Annotated in this window: 15 protein-coding genes; 6 read left to right on the forward strand and 9 right to left on the reverse strand. The window is 51.9% G+C overall.

The window, feature by feature from the left end:
• Positions 1-146 precede the first annotated feature (146 nt).
• Positions 147-1,073 (forward strand): 23S rRNA (adenine(1618)-N(6))-methyltransferase RlmF, encoded by a 927-nt coding sequence (rlmF, locus tag HVY19_RS07165; RefSeq protein ID WP_181683643.1) that lies wholly within the window; start codon positions 147-149, stop codon positions 1,071-1,073.
• Here the strand turns inward: rlmF and ybiO are convergent.
• From ybiO to rhtA, 6 genes are all read right to left on the reverse strand, one after another.
• Positions 1,070-3,304, reverse strand: coding sequence for a mechanosensitive channel protein (ybiO, locus tag HVY19_RS07170; protein WP_181683644.1), 2,235 nt, complete (start codon positions 3,302-3,304; stop codon positions 1,070-1,072). The two genes, rlmF and ybiO, sit on opposite strands and share 4 nt — an antisense overlap.
• Before the next feature lie 116 nt (positions 3,305-3,420).
• A complete protein-coding gene (gene glnQ / locus HVY19_RS07175) occupies positions 3,421-4,143 on the reverse strand; it encodes a glutamine ABC transporter ATP-binding protein GlnQ (protein WP_181683645.1) in 723 nt (240 codons plus the stop codon).
• Positions 4,140-4,799: a glutamine ABC transporter permease GlnP gene (gene glnP / locus HVY19_RS07180; RefSeq protein WP_181683646.1), complete on the reverse strand. Its 660-nt coding sequence runs from the start codon at positions 4,797-4,799 to the stop codon at positions 4,140-4,142. Before glnP ends, glnQ begins: the two co-directional genes overlap by 4 nt.
• A 111-nt stretch (positions 4,800-4,910) precedes the next feature.
• Positions 4,911-5,657, reverse strand: coding sequence for a glutamine ABC transporter substrate-binding protein GlnH (gene glnH / locus HVY19_RS07185; RefSeq protein ID WP_181683647.1), 747 nt, complete (start codon positions 5,655-5,657; stop codon positions 4,911-4,913).
• 366 nt (positions 5,658-6,023) lie between these two features.
• Positions 6,024-6,527 carry a DNA starvation/stationary phase protection protein Dps gene (dps, locus tag HVY19_RS07190; RefSeq protein ID WP_181683648.1) on the reverse strand — a complete coding sequence of 168 codons (504 nt, stop codon included), beginning with the start codon at positions 6,525-6,527 and terminating at the stop codon, positions 6,024-6,026.
• A gap of 303 nt (positions 6,528-6,830) precedes the next feature.
• A complete protein-coding gene (rhtA, locus tag HVY19_RS07195) occupies positions 6,831-7,718 on the reverse strand; it encodes a threonine/homoserine exporter RhtA (protein WP_181683649.1) in 888 nt (295 codons plus the stop codon).
• Between the two features lie 353 nt (positions 7,719-8,071).
• Here rhtA and ompX point away from each other — a divergent pair, with 353 nt between their 5' ends.
• On the forward strand, positions 8,072-8,587 hold the full coding sequence (ompX, locus tag HVY19_RS07200) for an outer membrane protein OmpX (RefSeq protein ID WP_181683650.1): 516 nt from the start codon (positions 8,072-8,074) through the stop codon (positions 8,585-8,587).
• Positions 8,588-8,717: 130 nt separating this feature from the next.
• Here ompX and HVY19_RS07205 read toward each other — a convergent pair whose 3' ends face one another.
• Both HVY19_RS07205 and mntS read right to left on the reverse strand, forming a co-directional pair.
• Positions 8,718-10,298: a phosphoethanolamine transferase gene (locus HVY19_RS07205; protein WP_181683651.1), complete on the reverse strand. Its 1,581-nt coding sequence runs from the start codon at positions 10,296-10,298 to the stop codon at positions 8,718-8,720.
• Between the two features lie 277 nt (positions 10,299-10,575).
• Entirely contained in the window at positions 10,576-10,704 is a 129-nt protein-coding gene (gene mntS, locus HVY19_RS07210; protein WP_181683652.1) for a manganase accumulation protein MntS, read from the reverse strand.
• A 184-nt stretch (positions 10,705-10,888) separates the two neighbouring features.
• Here mntS and mntR point away from each other — a divergent pair, with 184 nt between their 5' ends.
• Both mntR and HVY19_RS07220 read left to right on the forward strand, forming a co-directional pair.
• A complete protein-coding gene (gene mntR / locus HVY19_RS07215) occupies positions 10,889-11,362 on the forward strand; it encodes a manganese-binding transcriptional regulator MntR (protein ID WP_181683653.1) in 474 nt (157 codons plus the stop codon).
• A complete protein-coding gene (locus HVY19_RS07220; protein ID WP_181683654.1) occupies positions 11,359-12,468 on the forward strand; it encodes an anion transporter in 1,110 nt (369 codons plus the stop codon). The genes mntR and HVY19_RS07220 overlap by 4 nt, the downstream gene beginning before the upstream one ends.
• A gap of 83 nt (positions 12,469-12,551) precedes the next feature.
• Here HVY19_RS07220 and ldtB read toward each other — a convergent pair whose 3' ends face one another.
• Positions 12,552-13,472 carry a L,D-transpeptidase gene (ldtB, locus tag HVY19_RS07225; protein WP_181683655.1) on the reverse strand — a complete coding sequence of 307 codons (921 nt, stop codon included), beginning with the start codon at positions 13,470-13,472 and terminating at the stop codon, positions 12,552-12,554.
• A 217-nt stretch (positions 13,473-13,689) separates the two neighbouring features.
• Between ldtB and HVY19_RS07230 the strand changes: the two genes are divergently transcribed.
• Together HVY19_RS07230 and HVY19_RS07235 are read left to right on the forward strand one after the other, a co-directional pair.
• The gene (locus HVY19_RS07230) at positions 13,690-15,285 is read left to right on the forward strand and encodes an ABC-F family ATPase (protein WP_181683656.1); all 1,596 of its coding nucleotides are present in this window, start codon (positions 13,690-13,692) and stop codon (positions 15,283-15,285) included.
• A 128-nt stretch (positions 15,286-15,413) separates the two neighbouring features.
• Entirely contained in the window at positions 15,414-16,268 is an 855-nt protein-coding gene (locus tag HVY19_RS07235; RefSeq protein ID WP_181683657.1) for a hypothetical protein, read from the forward strand.
• Positions 16,269-16,306: the final 38 nt, after the last annotated feature.

A 16,306-nucleotide genomic window follows, 5' to 3' on the forward strand; every position in this document is an offset into this window, starting at 1 on the left:
AAAAATTGATGATGACGTGGTCAAAATTTGAACGACATTGATTTGCTAAATCTGACAAATCAATAAGATGCACTACACTGGTGCGAAGCCTGTTTACCGCGCTGCGTTATACGGGTATCTTACGCCGCTGTTAACAGGAGAATGCTATGTCCCCCCAGAAACCGGGATTACATCCGCGTAATCGCCACCACAGCCGCTACGATCTTCCTACGCTCTGCAAGGGCACACCTGAGCTTGCGCAGTATCTTGTTCTTACCCCTGCGGGTGAGCAAAGCGTCGATTTTGCCAACCCTCTGGCGGTAAAGGCGCTGAATAAAGCGCTGCTGGCGCATTTTTATAGCGTGGTGAGTTGGGACATTCCTGAAGGTTTTTTATGCCCACCGGTACCGGGGCGCGCGGATTATATCCATCATCTTGCCGATCTTCTTGGCGAGACTACGGGGAACATCCCGAGCAACGCCTCTGTTCTTGACGTGGGCGTGGGCGCGAACTGCATCTATCCGCTGATCGGCGTACATGAATATGGATGGCGCTTTACCGGCAGCGAGACACATGACCAGGCGTTAGCCAGCGCTCAGGCGATTATTAACGCTAATCCTGGGCTGACCCGCGCAATTCGTCTGCGTCGGCAGAAAACGGCGAACGCAATCTTTAATGGCATCATCCATAAAAATGAACAGTATGATGCGACGTTGTGCAACCCGCCGTTCCACGACTCCGCAGCGGCCGCACGCGCAGGGAGCGAGCGCAAGCGGCGCAACCTGGGGCAAGATAAAAACGACGCGCTGAACTTTGGCGGCCAGCAGCAGGAACTGTGGTGCGAAGGTGGCGAAGTCGCTTTCATTCAGAAAATGATTGCCGAAAGCCAGGCCTATGGCCGCCAGGTGATGTGGTTCACCACGCTGGTATCACGCGGTGAAAATCTGCCTCCGTTGTATCGTGCACTCACTGATGTGGGTGCCGTTAAGGTCGTTAAAAAAGAGATGGCCCAGGGCCAAAAGCAGAGTCGCTTTATCGCCTGGACCTTTATGGATGACGATCAGCGCCGTCGTTTTGTTTCGCGTCAACGCTAAAGCGTGGGTTCACTCGGCGGCAGCGGTGCGGGCGTAGACGATGCCGCCGGCGCAGATCCCGGCGCAGGTAAAACCTGATACGTCTGTACCGGAGGCCGCACGCCAGCCAGGTCGAAATGTTTTTTGACCTGGCTGTCCAGCGCAAAGCGAACTGTCCACTGTTTCAGCGGCAGGGTGGTAAACGACACGCGTAGCGTAAAGGCGGTATTGGTTAACCCCACAATTCCGGCAAATGTTGGTTCCCCGATGATCAACCCGCGCACGTCCTCGATTTCCATCACGGCGGCAACGGCATCTTTCAGCGCCTGGTTGGCCTTGTCCGCATCTTCCAGGCGATCCACATCGTAGTTGGCAACAACGGAACCAATCCCGCGCACAAAGTTGGCAAATGTGGTGATCGATGACCAGGGGATAATATGGTACGCCCCGGTGTCCTGGCGAACACCGACGGAACGAATGGTCATCCTTTCTACCGTGCCGGTGAGGGGGCCGATCGTCACCAGATCCCCGGTGTTCATCCCGTTTTCAAACTGAATAAATATCCCCGTAATAATATCCTTCACCAGCGTTTGCGCGCCAAACGATATCGCCAGACCGAGCGCACCGGCACCCGCCAGCAAAGGGGCGATGTTGACGCCAATTTCAGAGAGCACAATCATAATGGTGATTGTGCTGATGATCACCGCCAGCGCATTGCGAAACAGCGTCAGTAACGTGCGGGTGCGGGCACTGGGCAGCGGACGTCCATGAATATCCGAGGCCAATCGGTTTTCGATCAGGCTGGCAAGGACTGTCCAGCCCACCGCCGAGAAAAACAGGATTAGCGCAATGCGGATCAGAATATCGACGGTCTTTTCACCCGCTCCGTTATGCAGCCAGTTCCAGAAATCAAACAATCCCCAGGCGCTGAGCAGCAGCATAATCGCGATGCAGACCGTAAGGATGCGCGCAACGTTCAGCGCCGTAGACAGCCAGCCGTTGAGACGCTTTTGCAATTCAGGGTAGTTGCGTTGTGTATGGGGGGAGAGGGTAATTGTCTTGGCGATCCAGCGGGAGAGCATTCCGGAAACAAAAGCGGCAATGCCGATGATCAGCAGGCTGCGTACCGTCGCGCCCATCATAAACTTCAGGCTGTTGCCCGGGTCGAATAATGAAAAGAAAAACAGCACGATAAAATAGGCGCTTGCCAGCCAGTGCCACACCAGGGCAAAGGCGCGAATAAACAGGCTAAAGAAAGCCAATGACCGTTCCGCCAGATTCAGCAAATGCTCGGTAATCTCTTTCTTGTTGTGAAAGATCAGATACAGCGCCCACAGGGTAATGCAGAGCATAATGACCACGTTGGCAATCGCCCCCATCTGCACGTTCACCTGATTAGAAATAATCGGCACGGCGACGATCAGCCCATAGCCAATCAGGCTGCTCAGCGAGCTGAGTCGACGGCTCCAGTAGCGCGCATTGGCATCCTCGATCGCTAGAGGCCGCAGCGCCGGCACATTCGGACAAAAGATGAGGCGCAGAATCGCTTTGAAAAACTCGATCAGCGCAAAGGCATTCAGAAACAGGCTTTGTTGAAAGGCGATGGTCTGGCTTCCGGCGCTTAACCTGTAGATCAGCAACTGGCCGACAAACAGGGTCAGCGCCAGTAGCAGCAGGTCGATAATGAACGCGCCGACGATCATGGCCGGTAGCTGAAGCCAGTTGTTGCGCTCGCGGTTTTTGTTACGCGCCCAGCGGCCCATTTTACGGTACAGCGGGATCATGCACAGGCGCACCAGCCAGAAAAAGCCAAAGACGGCGACGGCCAAAAGCATGAAATGACTCAGGGCGTTGGTGAACGTTTTGCTGTTGAATGGCTTATGCGGCGTATCGGTGATATTGCGATAAAGCTGGGCAAAGCGATCGGAGAATGCCTCCACGTATTGCCGGCTATGGTCGGTCAGGTTTTCAAGAACCGTTTTTTCTTCAATGAGCTCTGGCGGGGTGATTTTCGGCACCGGCTCCTGAGGTGGGGTGGTTGCCACGGTGCGCAACTGGTCAATCAACTCTTTGCGTGATGCGTCATTTTCCAGTACATCCGCCAGCGCCGCATAGGCCGCTTTTTTTTGCTCGACGTCAGGTTCCGCCACCGGCGCGGCTTTGTCGTCAGTGGCTGGGGTGACGCCGGGTATAGTGACCGCCTGGGCCGGTGCGCCCAGCAGGCAAAAGAGGATGAACAGGATCCACCGCATGACTCCTCCAGTGAGAAAACAGAACAAAAAGATAAGTATAGCGGGTGGAGAGAAGGCGTTTCGAAATGAGAAGAGTCGTAAGAGGTTCCCCCTTCGGGTGGAAGGGGGCGGGGCCGTCAGGAAACGTGCTGCAGGAACTCTTGCAAACGCTGGCTGGGCGGGTTTTCAATCAGGGTTTGCGGATTACCATCTTCGGCGATGCGACCTTTATCGATAAAGATCAGGCGCGAGGCAACTTTCTCAGCAAAGCCGATTTCATGCGTGACGATGACCATAGTCATCCCTTCTTCCGCCAGATCCTGCATCACTTTTAACACTTCATGGCGCAGTTCCGGGTCAAGCGCAGACGTTGGCTCATCAAATAACATCATTTTGGGTTTAACTGCCAGCGCACGGGCAATCGCAACGCGCTGCTGCTGACCACCCGAAAGCTCAGAAGGGAAATGATGAGCGCGTTCGGCCAGACCGACTTTCGCCAGCAGCTCCTTCGCTTGTTTCTCCGCATCTTCTTTCCGGGTGCCACGTACGCGCAGCGGGCCGAACATTACGTTTTCCAGCGCCGTCAGGTGCGGGAAAAGATAAAACTGCTGGAAAACCATTCCGGCTTCCTGGCGAATCAGTCGTTCGTCAACTTTGGGGTCGTTGACCTTCAGCCCATCGACGAACAGGTCACCAGACGTAATCTCTTCAAGTTTATTAATGCAGCGCAGCAGCGTGGATTTACCGGAGCCGGATGGCCCGATAATCACCACCACCTCCCCCTGACGAATGCTTAAATCGATGTTATGCAGCACCTGGGTTGGACCGAAGTGCTTGGAAACGTTTTTAAATTCAATCACAGGATTTTCATCCTTCTTTCCAGACTACGCAGAACGATGTTCAGGACCTGCGTAATAATAAGATAGATAACCCCTACCGCAGTCCAGATCTCTAGTGCGCGGAAGTTTCCGGCAATAATCTCCTGACCGCTGCGAGTCAGTTCCGCCGCGCCGATCACAATGAACAGCGAGGTGTCTTTAATGCTGATGATTAACTGGTTGCCAAGCGAAGGCAGCATGCGGCGCAGCGCCAGCGGCATAATCACGTGACGGATGGTTTCACGACGAGACAAACCCAGCGCCAGACCGGCCTCACTGAAGCCTTTATGAATCGACAGCACCGAACCACGGGTAATTTCAGCGATATACGCGCCGGAGTTGATCATGATGGTGATAACGGCGGCGCTGAAGGTGTCGATGCGTAAGTCCGGGAAGGCCATCGGCAGCGCAAAGTAGATGTACATCACCTGGACGACGATCGGCGTGCCGCGGATGATTTCAATAAACACGAGGGAGACGTGATTGGCAATCCAGCCGCCGTAGGTACGGGCTAAACCCGCCAGCAGGCCAATGATAATCCCTCCAGCCAGACCGAGGATTGAGATCCACAGGGTCATTTTGGCGCCCTGGAGCAGGATCGGAATGGCGGGCCAGATAGCACTCCAGTCAAACTGCATATTTTATTCCTGTTACCGTGGTGAAAATAGCCTATCGGGCGATGGCTAAAAATGTAGGCCCGGTAAGCGCGATCGCCACCGGGCGTTACAGAGCCTGATTGTCAGACCGTATTATTTAGGTTCAGTACCGAACCATTTTTTGTAGATTTCGTTATAGGTGCCGTTATCACGCAGGGTTTTCAGTGCACCGTTTACTTTTTCACGCAGTTCGTCGCTGCCTTTCGGGAAGGCGATACCGTACTGCTGTGCTTCCAGAGAGTCGCCCACCGCTTTGAACTGACCGTTACCGGCAGTCTTGATGAAGTAGAGGATGTTCGGCGTATCGTGCAGAACCGCGTCGGCACGGTTAGTACCCAGCTCCATGTAGGCGTTGTCGATGTTCGGGAACTGACGCAGATCTTTGGTCTTGATGTTCGCTTTTGCGTAATCAACAGAGCCGGTGCCACTCTTCACCGCGACGACTTTACCGTCCAGATCTTTGACGCTTTTCACATCATCATTGTTTGCTTTGACCATCACTAACAGGCCGCTTTTGTAGTAGCCCTCAGAGAAGTCGATCGCTTTTTTACGTTCATCGGTGATGGTGATACCTGCCAGCGCCAGGTCGACGTTTTTGGTTTGCAGCGCCGGGATAATACCGCTGAAGTCCATTGGCTTCAGTTCATAATCCAGCTTCAGTTCTTTCGCCACTGCGGCCCACAGGTCAATATCAAAGCCAACGTATTTGTCGCCCTGTTTGAATTCAAACGGTACGAATGCGGTGTCGGTTGCGACAACCAGTTTCTTATCTGCGGCATGAGAAGAGACCGCAAAAGCCAGGGTAAGTGCTGCCAGTGAAACTTTAAATACAGACTTCATAGCATTTCCTTTTTTTTATCCACGGGGCGATCCCCTGAAAGAACAATTGGCTTAATGAAAAAATCGTGCCAACTTTGCAACTTGTTGTTTTAACAAGAAGCTGCCAGAGCAGGATGCGCAGCTGGCGAGGCAATAACCGCTTTTTGCACCTCCCTGGGGCACTGTTTTGGTGCATCTCAGGCAGAGGGTAAGCAGAGTGTCTATTTAGCGCAAATATTGTAGACAAAACAACCTTTCATTAACGATTGTGTGAGGTGATTATTACAATGATTTTACTTTGCGGCCTGCGGGAGGGAGTCTGTTGCACCATTAATGTGCAAAACCCCCGCCAGAGCGAGGGTTATAGAGGAAATACTTATGACGAAATTATTCGATGTTGGATTCAATGAACCACAGGAATTTATCGAGGTCGCGTGAGGCGGCGGTAAAGATATCGGCAGTATCTTCGTCTTTCGCTTCGCCAATCGCCTTACGAACATCATTCGCGACGATCGCATAACGATCTGCCAGCTCTTTCAGGTGATCCTGAACGGTATGGATATCCAGCGGATAGCTTTTCAGCGGCGTTTTGCTGTTAATTACCTGTGTGGTGCCCAGAGCAACGCCACCTAACTGAACCGCACGCTCTGCCATGGTATCGAGATGGTCGGTTAATGCAGTACGAAAGCCGTCCAGCATTTCATGCACGGCAATGAAATTAGCACCGCGCATGTTCCAGTGCGCCTGCTTAGTGATCAAAGACAGGTCGATAAACTGGATCACCTGGCGATTCAGCAGCTCAACGGTGGCTTTTTTATCGCTGTCAGAAACATCGTTGCGGGTATAAAGCAGATTGGACGCTTTTGTTTTTACTAATTTAGCGGTACTCATAATTTCATATCCTCTTGATGTTATGTCCCAGTAATTGACGAAACTAAGTATAGCACTGGTTATAGTTTCTGCTTTTCTGGCTCTCCCTATCGCTTTAATAGTACATAACAACGAAGATATTTAATTGCATGATTATTCATGAGGTTGCGAGCGTGGTAGGCTGGCGGTTTTATTGAGGAATGAAATCAATCAGGACGCAGAAATAGGATTGTCACCCTGGCAAGACGTGAAGGAATATAGAGGAAATAACCGCGCATATGATTAGGCGAAATTCTGCATGGTTATGTAAACCATGCAGAAAAATTAATTTACATCTATCTTTTTAATCTTACTTTCCTGGCGCGCCGTAAGGGTTGAACCCATTGATGCCGCAATGATGGCGGCAAGTGCCAGCAATTGTAGGGAGGTGAGCGTCTCCCCGAGGAACATAGCACCCGCCATGGCAGCCAACGCCGGTTCCATGCTCATCAGCGTCCCAAAGGTTCGGGTGGGCAGGCGCGTTAAAGCAATCATTTCCAGAGAGTAGGGCAGCGCTGTCGACAGAACAGCGACGCCCAGACCTAACGGGATCACCGACCAGTGAAAGAGTGCTTCTCCTGCCTGCACTGCGCCTAGCGGCACAAACACAATAGCCGCAATCAGAGAACCGACCGCAACGGTCGCGGGACCATGTTCAGCCCCTGCGCGTTGGCCGCTAAGAATATAGAGCGCCCAGCAGGCACCCGCACCCAATGCCATCGCAGCACCAGGCAGATCGACATGTGAAACATCCTGCCCCAGTGGCAGCAGAAACCAGATCCCCAGCACCGCCAGAACCACCCAGATAAAATCAACGGGGCGTCGTGAAGCAAACAGTGCAACGGCCAGCGGCCCGGTAAACTCCAGAGCCACCGCGATCCCTAACGGGACTGTCTGAATAGACAGGTAAAAGAGATAGTTCATCCCGCCAAGAGAAAGGCCATAGAACAACAACGGTAGCCGCTGCTCTTTGGCAAAACGCAGGCGCCAGGGTTTGAAAAACAGAACAAGAATCAGTGTTCCCAGCGCCAGACGAATGGCGGTAACCCCCGGCGCGCCAACAAGGGGAAACAGTGATTTTGCCAGTGAAGCGCCGCTCTGAATCGAGATCATGGCGATAACCAACACTAAAATATAAAGCCATACCGACGTTTTACGTGACGACCCTGGCATCCCTTCTCCTGTCAATTACTGTCAAATGAAGTAAAAAAAGCAGTGTAATGGAAATAACCCTTTGCGGTTGAGTCTTTGTTGAAAAAAAGTTCCCTGAATTCCGTAGAATGACCCAATATTGATGGATGCATTCACTGAGTGATTAGGATTTATCTGGATGAAAGCACCATGTTATGCGCGTAATAATGGGCTAAATGTTCGGAAAAATGATGTTATTTGAAAGAGATAGCTGCTTTGTGAAATGATTTGTTACACGAATTGGCCCCTTAGACATCACTAATCACAAAGAGTTTCTCATCAATTTTTGATATATTTAAAACTTAGGATTTATTTGAAGCACATTTGAGGTGGTTATGAAAAAAATTGCATGTCTTTCAGCACTGGCCGCAGTACTGGCTTTCACCGCAGGTTCCGCCGCAGCCGCGACTTCTACCGTAACCGGTGGTTATGCTCAGAGCGACGCTCAGGGTATGGCTAACAAAATGAACGGTTTCAACCTGAAATATCGCTACGAGCAGGACAACAACCCGCTGGGCGTAATTGGTTCCTTCACTTACACTGAAAAAGATCGTACTAACAGTGCAGGCGATTACAACAAAACTCAGTACTACGGCATCACTGCGGGTCCGGCTTACCGTCTGAACGACTGGGCAAGCATCTACGGTGTTGTAGGTGTTGGCTACGGTAAATTCCAGGATACCAACTATCCGACCCAAAAAGATGACACCAGCGACTACGGTTTCTCTTACGGTGCTGGTCTGCAGTTCAACCCGATCGAAAACGTTGCTCTGGACTTCTCTTACGAGCAGAGCCGTATTCGTAGCGTTGACGTAGGCACCTGGATCGCAGGCGTCGGTTACCGCTTCTAATCACTTCGGTGATAATAAAAATCCGCCTCAAGGGGCGGATTTTTTTTTGGCGGAAGATTGCTGTAGGCCGGATAAGGGATTGATGCCGCCATCCGGCAATATTGCCCGGTGACGCAGACGTTTACCGGGCCTACTTAATAGTGAAAATGTCGGTGCCAAGGTGGTCGTAATCGACCTTCTGCAGTTTGAAGTTGGTGATATAGACCGGCGGTGCTTTCTTTTCAGAAATAAAGCGGTACTTCGTCTTAATCTCCTTCGCGCTTATCCCTGTCCACTGCGAGAAAAAGCCGAGAAAGTCGTTCGCTGAGCGACGCGCTTTGATGATCTTGTGCGCTTTATCATCGCTGGAGAGCACCATAAACGGGACCTGAAAGTTCTGCTGGAACTTGTCGTCATGCGCCAGATACTGCACTTCTTTACCGCGCTCTTTGAAAGCCAGACCGTGGTCGGAGAAATACACCAGCGAAAAACTGTCGCCGCTGTTGCGTAACTGGTCGTAAAGCTTGCGCAGCAGTTCGTCGGTTTGCGTCATGGTGTAGAGATAGCATGACGTTTCTTTGGACTGCACGAATGTTTCATATTTGCCCTGCGTGCGGTCACAGGCCTGCGGATGAGAACCCATCAGATGCAGAACGATAAGCTGGGGCTGGGTACGTTCGGTTTCCAGCACCTGCGATGTCATTGTTAACAGCGCGTCGTCCTGGGTATTTTTGTCTGCTTCAAAGTCACCGCTTTTCAGGAACTGAACTTCGTCGGCACGCTTCGCGATGCTGGCAATGGCGGTGTCGTACTCGCCAATCTGCCCCTGATTCGAGAACCACCATGTCTGAAAACCCGCACGGTTTGCCAGCGTAACAAAATTATCCTGAAACTGTGGCTGATTATCCACGACCCGGTTGAGGGTCAGGCCCAGCGATTTCTGCGTTGAACCGCTGGCGGCAATATAATCAGTAAACAGGTAGCCGTTGACGCTGCTGGCAAAGGGCGTGTTATCCCAGTGGCCACCGAATGCGCCCAGGGCATCGCGGCGAACGCTTTCGCCAATCACCACCACATAAGTGTGATACTTCGGCTTCACCGCCGTGATGGTCCAGGTGTCTTTCATTCCAGCCAGCTTCGCCATTCGTTCCTGCTCTTCAATCACCTCATTATTATTAACGATGACGTCTTTGGCGAAGCGGAACACCGGGTAGCCGGTATCTTTTAATTTAAATACGCCACCCCAGGCCAGGTTTTGTACCGGGGTGACAAAAAACGCGATGACGCTGAACAGCAGACACAGCGTGTCGATTTTGTTCCAGCGCGGTTTCTCTTCTTCTTTTTTTCGGCGCACGGCTATAACCCCGAGCGCAAAAATAAAGACGCCGACCAGATAGCTGTACCACGGGAATATAGTCAGCATCTCCGTGGATTCTTCCATATTGGTCGAATGCATCGCCAGCAGGGTATTAAAGTTCGGCGAGCCATAGGCCTGGCCGAAAGGAAAATACATTGCCGCAATCAGCGAGCAAAGCCCGATCACCACCTTTTGCGCCCGCACAGAAGTGCGCCAGAGCAGTAGCAAAATGCAGGTAAATGCCACGGTGTAAAGCAGACTAAACGCGTAGCCCAACGCCAGGTTGATCAGCAGCGACTGTAAAAAGTAAAAGCCAGTCCAGGGGCTAATGGCCCGACTGCGGGCAACAAGCGTGTCTTTGAGGGTTAAATTCATATACCACTATCGCAAAAACGCCATGTGCTTACCCTGGCGTCAAGGGTCATTACCTGCTGAGAGTGCGTGGAGAGGGGATGTGGTCCGCATCTGCGAGCCGCAATATAGGCAGGGCTGCACGAAGATAGAGCGTGTGAATGTTTTGGTCAACTGGCTGAGAGAAATTGTTTTGCGAAGAGGTTAGCAAATCCGACAAAAAGAAGGGTTAATTTGGGCTAAACGCCAGTATAGCGGGGGAATATGACAACAAAATGAAGCGGCGTACCGCGACGCCGCATTATTTAGAAGAGGGCTTATCTTGCTCGGGTTTGCTGTTGATCATATCGCACAGCATTGAGAGCAGCATTAACCGGACCTTAAAGGGGGAATGAGTAAACACGCGCATACACCTCTTGAATTCGTTCATAGTGACCTCCTGACTTCCAATCCCTCAATCCGTAAGGGATGCCTGCATTACATACAGATATAGCACAGGCTATATTATATAGCTATTGCTAAAACGTTAAATTTTTGTGCGGGGGCAACTCTGGTTTACAATGGTCGTTCTCTAATAAGATGCTGTAACCGCGTCACACGAAAGAGGAAGCACAATGAGTCGCCGCGCAGGTACGCCAACAACCAGAAAAGTGACGCAGTTAGTTAACGTGGAAGAACACGTCGAGGGATTCCGCCAGGTCAGAGAGGCGCATCGGCGTGAGCTGATTGACGATTACGTCGAACTGATTTCCGACCTGATTATCGAGGTCGGTGAGGCGCGTCAGGTCGACATGGCTGCACGGCTCGGCGTTTCTCAACCGACGGTGGCGAAAATGCTCAAGCGTCTGGCAACGGTAGGGTTGATTGAAATGATCCCTTGGCGCGGTGTCTTTTTAACCCCGGAAGGGGAGAAGCTGGCGCAGGAGAGCCGTGAACGTCATCAGATCGTCGAAAACTTCCTGCTGGTACTGGGCGTTAGCCCGGAGATTGCCCGTCGTGATGCCGAAGGCATGGAGCACCATGTGAGTCAGGAAACCCTCGACGCTTTTCGCCAGTTTACTGAGCAGCATGGAACAGTTGCTGAATGAACCTTCCTTTTATGCGCGCACTGAAGCGCGATCGTTTTTTTCAGCTACTGATTATCGTTGGTATTGGATTGAGCCTGTGTGTGCCGTTTACACCGCACACCTGGCCTGGCGCCATTGACTGGCATACGATCATCACGCTAAGCGGATTAATGCTGCTGACCAAAGGCGTTGAGCTTAGCGGCTATTTTGATGTGGTGGGAAGAAAAATGACCCGCCGTTTCGCCAGTGAACGCCGTATGGCGATGTTCATGGTGGTCGCCGCCGCTGTACTTTCAACGTTTTTGACCAATGATGTCGCGCTGTTTATCGTGGTCCCGCTGACGATTACCCTCAAAAAGCTGTGTGCCATTCCGGTTAACCGGCTGATTATCTTTGAAGCGCTGGCGGTGAATGCCGGTTCACTGCTCACGCCTATTGGGAATCCGCAGAATATCTTAATTTGGGGGCGTTCCGGCCTCTCCTTTGCCGCGTTTATTGGTCAGATGGCGCCGCTGGCGGCGGTGATGATGCTGACGCTGCTAATTCTGTGCTGGTGCTGTTTCCCCAATAAGCCGCTGGAATATCACACCGGGACACAAACGCCTGTGTGGCAGCCCCGACTAGTGTGGAGCTGTCTGGGGCTGTATATCGTCTTTCTGACGGCGCTGGAGTTAAAACAGGAGTTGGTGGGGCTGGCGATTGTGGCGGCGGGTTTTCTGCTGCTGGCGCGTCGGGTGGTAGTCAGCGTTGACTGGACGCTGCTGCTGGTCTTTATGGCGATGTTTATTGATGTCCATTTACTGACGCAACTTCCAGCGTTGCAGGGGCTGCTAAATCACGTTGGCACGCTGTCAGAACCGGGCTTGTGGTTCACGGCGATTGGCCTGTCACAGTTTATCAGTAATGTACCCAGCACCATCCTGCTGCTGAACTATGTTCCCCCCACAGTGCTGCTGGCCTGGGCGGTAAACGTTGGAGGATTCGGTTTGTTGCCGGGTTCACTGGCGAATTTGATTGCGCTACGTATGGCAAATGACCGACGCATCTGGTGGCGCTTTCATCTCTATTCATTGCCAATGTTGTTATGGGCGGCGCTGGTGGGGTATGGCTTGCTGCAACTGAGGTAGGAGCCCGAAAGCGCAGCGCTTATCGGGCCTGCCGGTTTTGTTGGCCGGATACGGCGTAGCCGCCATCCGGCACTTTGCATCGATTAGTTCAGACGAACCGGCATACCGGAACGGTTCTGAACAGCCTGATCAACGATGGTGGTATCGACATCCGGCTGGGCGGTAACTTTCAGCACGCTCTTCGACAGCGAGATTGGCACAATTTCGCCGCCTTCAAACTGCTCTTCCGTGGTGGAGAGAGGATTGTGAACTTCAATATAGCGGCTGCCGTCTGGCTCTGTGGTTGCTTTAACCGGTTCATCAATAAACTGTACGCGGGTGCCGACAGGCACGTTCTGGAACAGGAACTTAATATCCTCGTTACGCAAACGCACACAGCCGTGGCTTACGCGCAGGCCGATACCGAAGTTGGCGTTGGTGCCGTGAATCGCGTACAGACGACCGATATACAGCGCGTAAAGCCCCATCGGGTTATCCGGGCCTGCCGGGACCACGGCGGGCAGTGGTTCGCCCGCTGCACGGTATTCCGCATGCATCTTCGCGGTTGGCGTCCAGGTCGGACCTGCTTTCTTACGTTCAACCTTGGTGGTCCAGTTGATAGGGGTATCTTTACCTAACTGACCAATACCGATCGGCAACACGATGACCGTGTTGGTGCCTTTCGGATAGTAGTACAGACGCATTTCCGCGCTGTTAATGACGATGCCTTCATGGACGGTATCCGGCAGGATCAGCTGCTGAGGAATATTCAGCACGGTACCGCCTTTCGGCAGGAAGGTATCCACGCCCGGGTTGGCTTCCAGCATGTTGGAAAGCCCCATCTGATATTCAGCTGCAAAATACTCCAGCGGTTCAGTGTTCCCTTCAGGAATAGTGATGACCTGGTTCTGACCCACGAGACGGCTACCGTCCGTAGGCAGAGGATAAGTGACGGCTGAGGCGGTACTGCAAAAGCCAGCAACAGCGAGTGCCGCCGCGAAAAGCGTTGTTAATTTCATGTTCATGTTATATGAGGTTCATTGCCTGGCAGGCTATTGGGTTGAGAATTCTGTAGTGTTGGGAGCGCATTATATGTGCATTCCGGTGAACAGGGAATTCAGATGTGTACGAAATCACATTTTTTTCCGGCCACCCGCTTACGCGAGATACCGCCAGGCGGGATCTTATCCCAGAGTTGTGGCATACTATGAGGTTTGTCACATATTGTTTTAGGATGCGTCCGTGTTAGTTTCCAGTAACGTCACCATGCAGTTCGGCAGTAAGCCGTTGTTCGAAAATATCTCCGTCAAATTTGGCGGCGGCAACCGTTACGGCCTGATTGGCGCCAACGGTAGCGGTAAATCCACTTTTATGAAGATTCTTGGCGGCGACCTTGAGCCGACGCTGGGTAACGTTTCCCTCGATCCGAACGAGCGCATCGGTAAGCTGCGTCAGGATCAGTTCGCCTTTGAAGAGTTCACCGTGCTGGATACCGTCATCATGGGTCACGGCGAGCTGTGGGAAGTGAAACAGGAGCGCGACCGCATCTACGCATTGCCGGAAATGAGCGAAGAAGATGGTTATAAAGTGGCCGATCTGGAAGTCAAATACGGCGAAATGGACGGTTATTCTGCGGAAGCGCGCGCCGGTGAGTTGCTGCTTGGCGTGGGTATCCCGGTGGAACAGCATTACGGGCCGATGAGCGAAGTGGCACCTGGCTGGAAACTCCGTGTGCTGCTGGCGCAGGCACTGTTTTCTAACCCGGATATTCTGCTGCTCGACGAACCGACCAACAACCTGGATATCGACACGATCCGCTGGCTGGAGCAGACGCTGAACGACCGCGACAGCACCATGATCATCATCTCGCACGACCGTCACTTCCTTAACATGGTTTGTACGCACATGGCGGATCTCGACTATGGTGAACTGCGCGTTTATCCGGGCAACTATGATGAATACATGACTGCCGCCACTCAGGCACGCGAGCGTTTGCTGGCTGATAACGCCAAGAAAAAAGCGCAGATTGCCGATCTGCAATCCTTCGTTAGTCGCTTTAGTGCTAACGCCTCTAAATCCCGTCAGGCGACGTCTCGTGCTCGTCAGATTGACAAAATCAAACTCGATGAAGTGAAGGCGTCCAGCCGTCAGAACCCGTTCATCCGCTTCGAGCAGGACAAGAAGTTGTTCCGTAACGCGCTGGAAGTAGAAGCGCTGACGAAAGGCTTTGATAACGGTCCGTTATTTAAAGGCGTGAATTTGCTGTTGGAAGTCGGCGAGAAACTCGCGGTGCTCGGGACCAACGGCGTGGGTAAATCCACCCTGCTGAAAACGCTGGTGGGCGATCTTGAAGCCGACAGCGGCACCGTGAAATGGTCTGAGAATGCGCGTATTGGTTACTACGCCCAGGATCATGAATATGAATTCGAAAACGATCTGACGGTTTTCGAATGGATGAGCCAGTGGAAGCAGGAAGGGGACGACGAGCAGGCGGTGCGCAGTATCCTCGGCCGTCTGCTGTTCAGCCAGGACGATATCAAAAAGCCCGCCAAAGTGCTTTCCGGTGGTGAAAAGGGCCGTATGCTGTTCGGCAAGCTGATGATGGAAAAACCGAATATCCTGGTCATGGATGAACCGACCAACCACCTGGATATGGAGTCCATCGAATCGCTGAACATGGCGCTGGAAATGTATCAGGGCACCCTGATCTTCGTTTCTCACGACCGTGAATTCGTCAGCTCGCTGGCAACACGTGTGCTGGAAATTACCCCGGAACGCGTGGTGGACTTCAGCGGTAACTACGAAGATTATTTGCGCAGCAAAGGCATCGACGATTAATTTATCGTCGTCTTACGCGTTATCTGTGTAATGGTTTTAATCTGAAATATCGTATTTAGTGATGAATCTTAGCCGCAATTGCGGCTAAGATACTTCCCGCCTCTTTTTATAAGAACAGGGAAGAAACAATGAATCAGTCCGGAACGACATCATTAGCAAGTCTTAAAGCACAGCTATTAAACCTGAATGCCAACAACGACTATCCTTTTATTCTTCGCGAAGAAGGCAATGAAATTGTTGCCTCATGGAATATCGTTGATGCCAAATGGCAGGAGATTTTAGGCAAAGCGGGATTGAAGAAACAGTATGAGCTTCGACTGTTCTTCGACGAAAGCAAAAAGCAGGTCCGCTATCGTGAAAAATCCACTGACGTGGAGTGGGATGCGAATCTCGGCGGCTTCAAATTCAGTAAATCAGTCCACATTGGTAAGAAACTCGAATTCTCAACGGGCAGCGCCTGGGGCGTCAAAGACGATGGCAGTATCGGCAAAATTTATGGCTATAAGTTTGTCTCCACCGAAATAATCGATGCCGTTTTCGATATTGTCCGCAATGCTGGCTGGCAGATGCAGGGTATTCTTGCGGACAAGAAAAAAAGAAAATTCGTCGTGGCGGGAGTCATTGGCGCGGTATTGATTGCCGTAGTGGGTATCGGTTCACTCCTGTTTGTTTCATTAGGCGGCGTAAAAGAAGCGGCTCGGGCGGAAATAGATCTGCTACGCAATGGACAATATTCTGAAGCCTGGCAGGCAAGTTCTTATGCTATTCAGCGAAAAATGACCGAAGAACAATTTACGCTGGCGACGCAGTCTGTAAACTTCCCTGAAATTGAAGAATACTCGTTTAATAGTATTAACGTGTCGAATAACGTCGGAACGCTATCAGGAAAAGTGACGTTTAAAAATGGCGCGCCGGGAACGATTACGGTCACCATGTATAAAGAAAATGAACAGTGGAAGCTGGCCGGGGTTTCCGTAGATTAAGAGGGATCCGGTTTTCTTTCTGTGGAAAGAAAACCGGG

This window comes from Citrobacter sp. RHB25-C09 (assembly GCF_013836145.1).
Taxonomy (GTDB): Bacteria; Pseudomonadota; Gammaproteobacteria; order Enterobacterales; family Enterobacteriaceae; genus Citrobacter_A.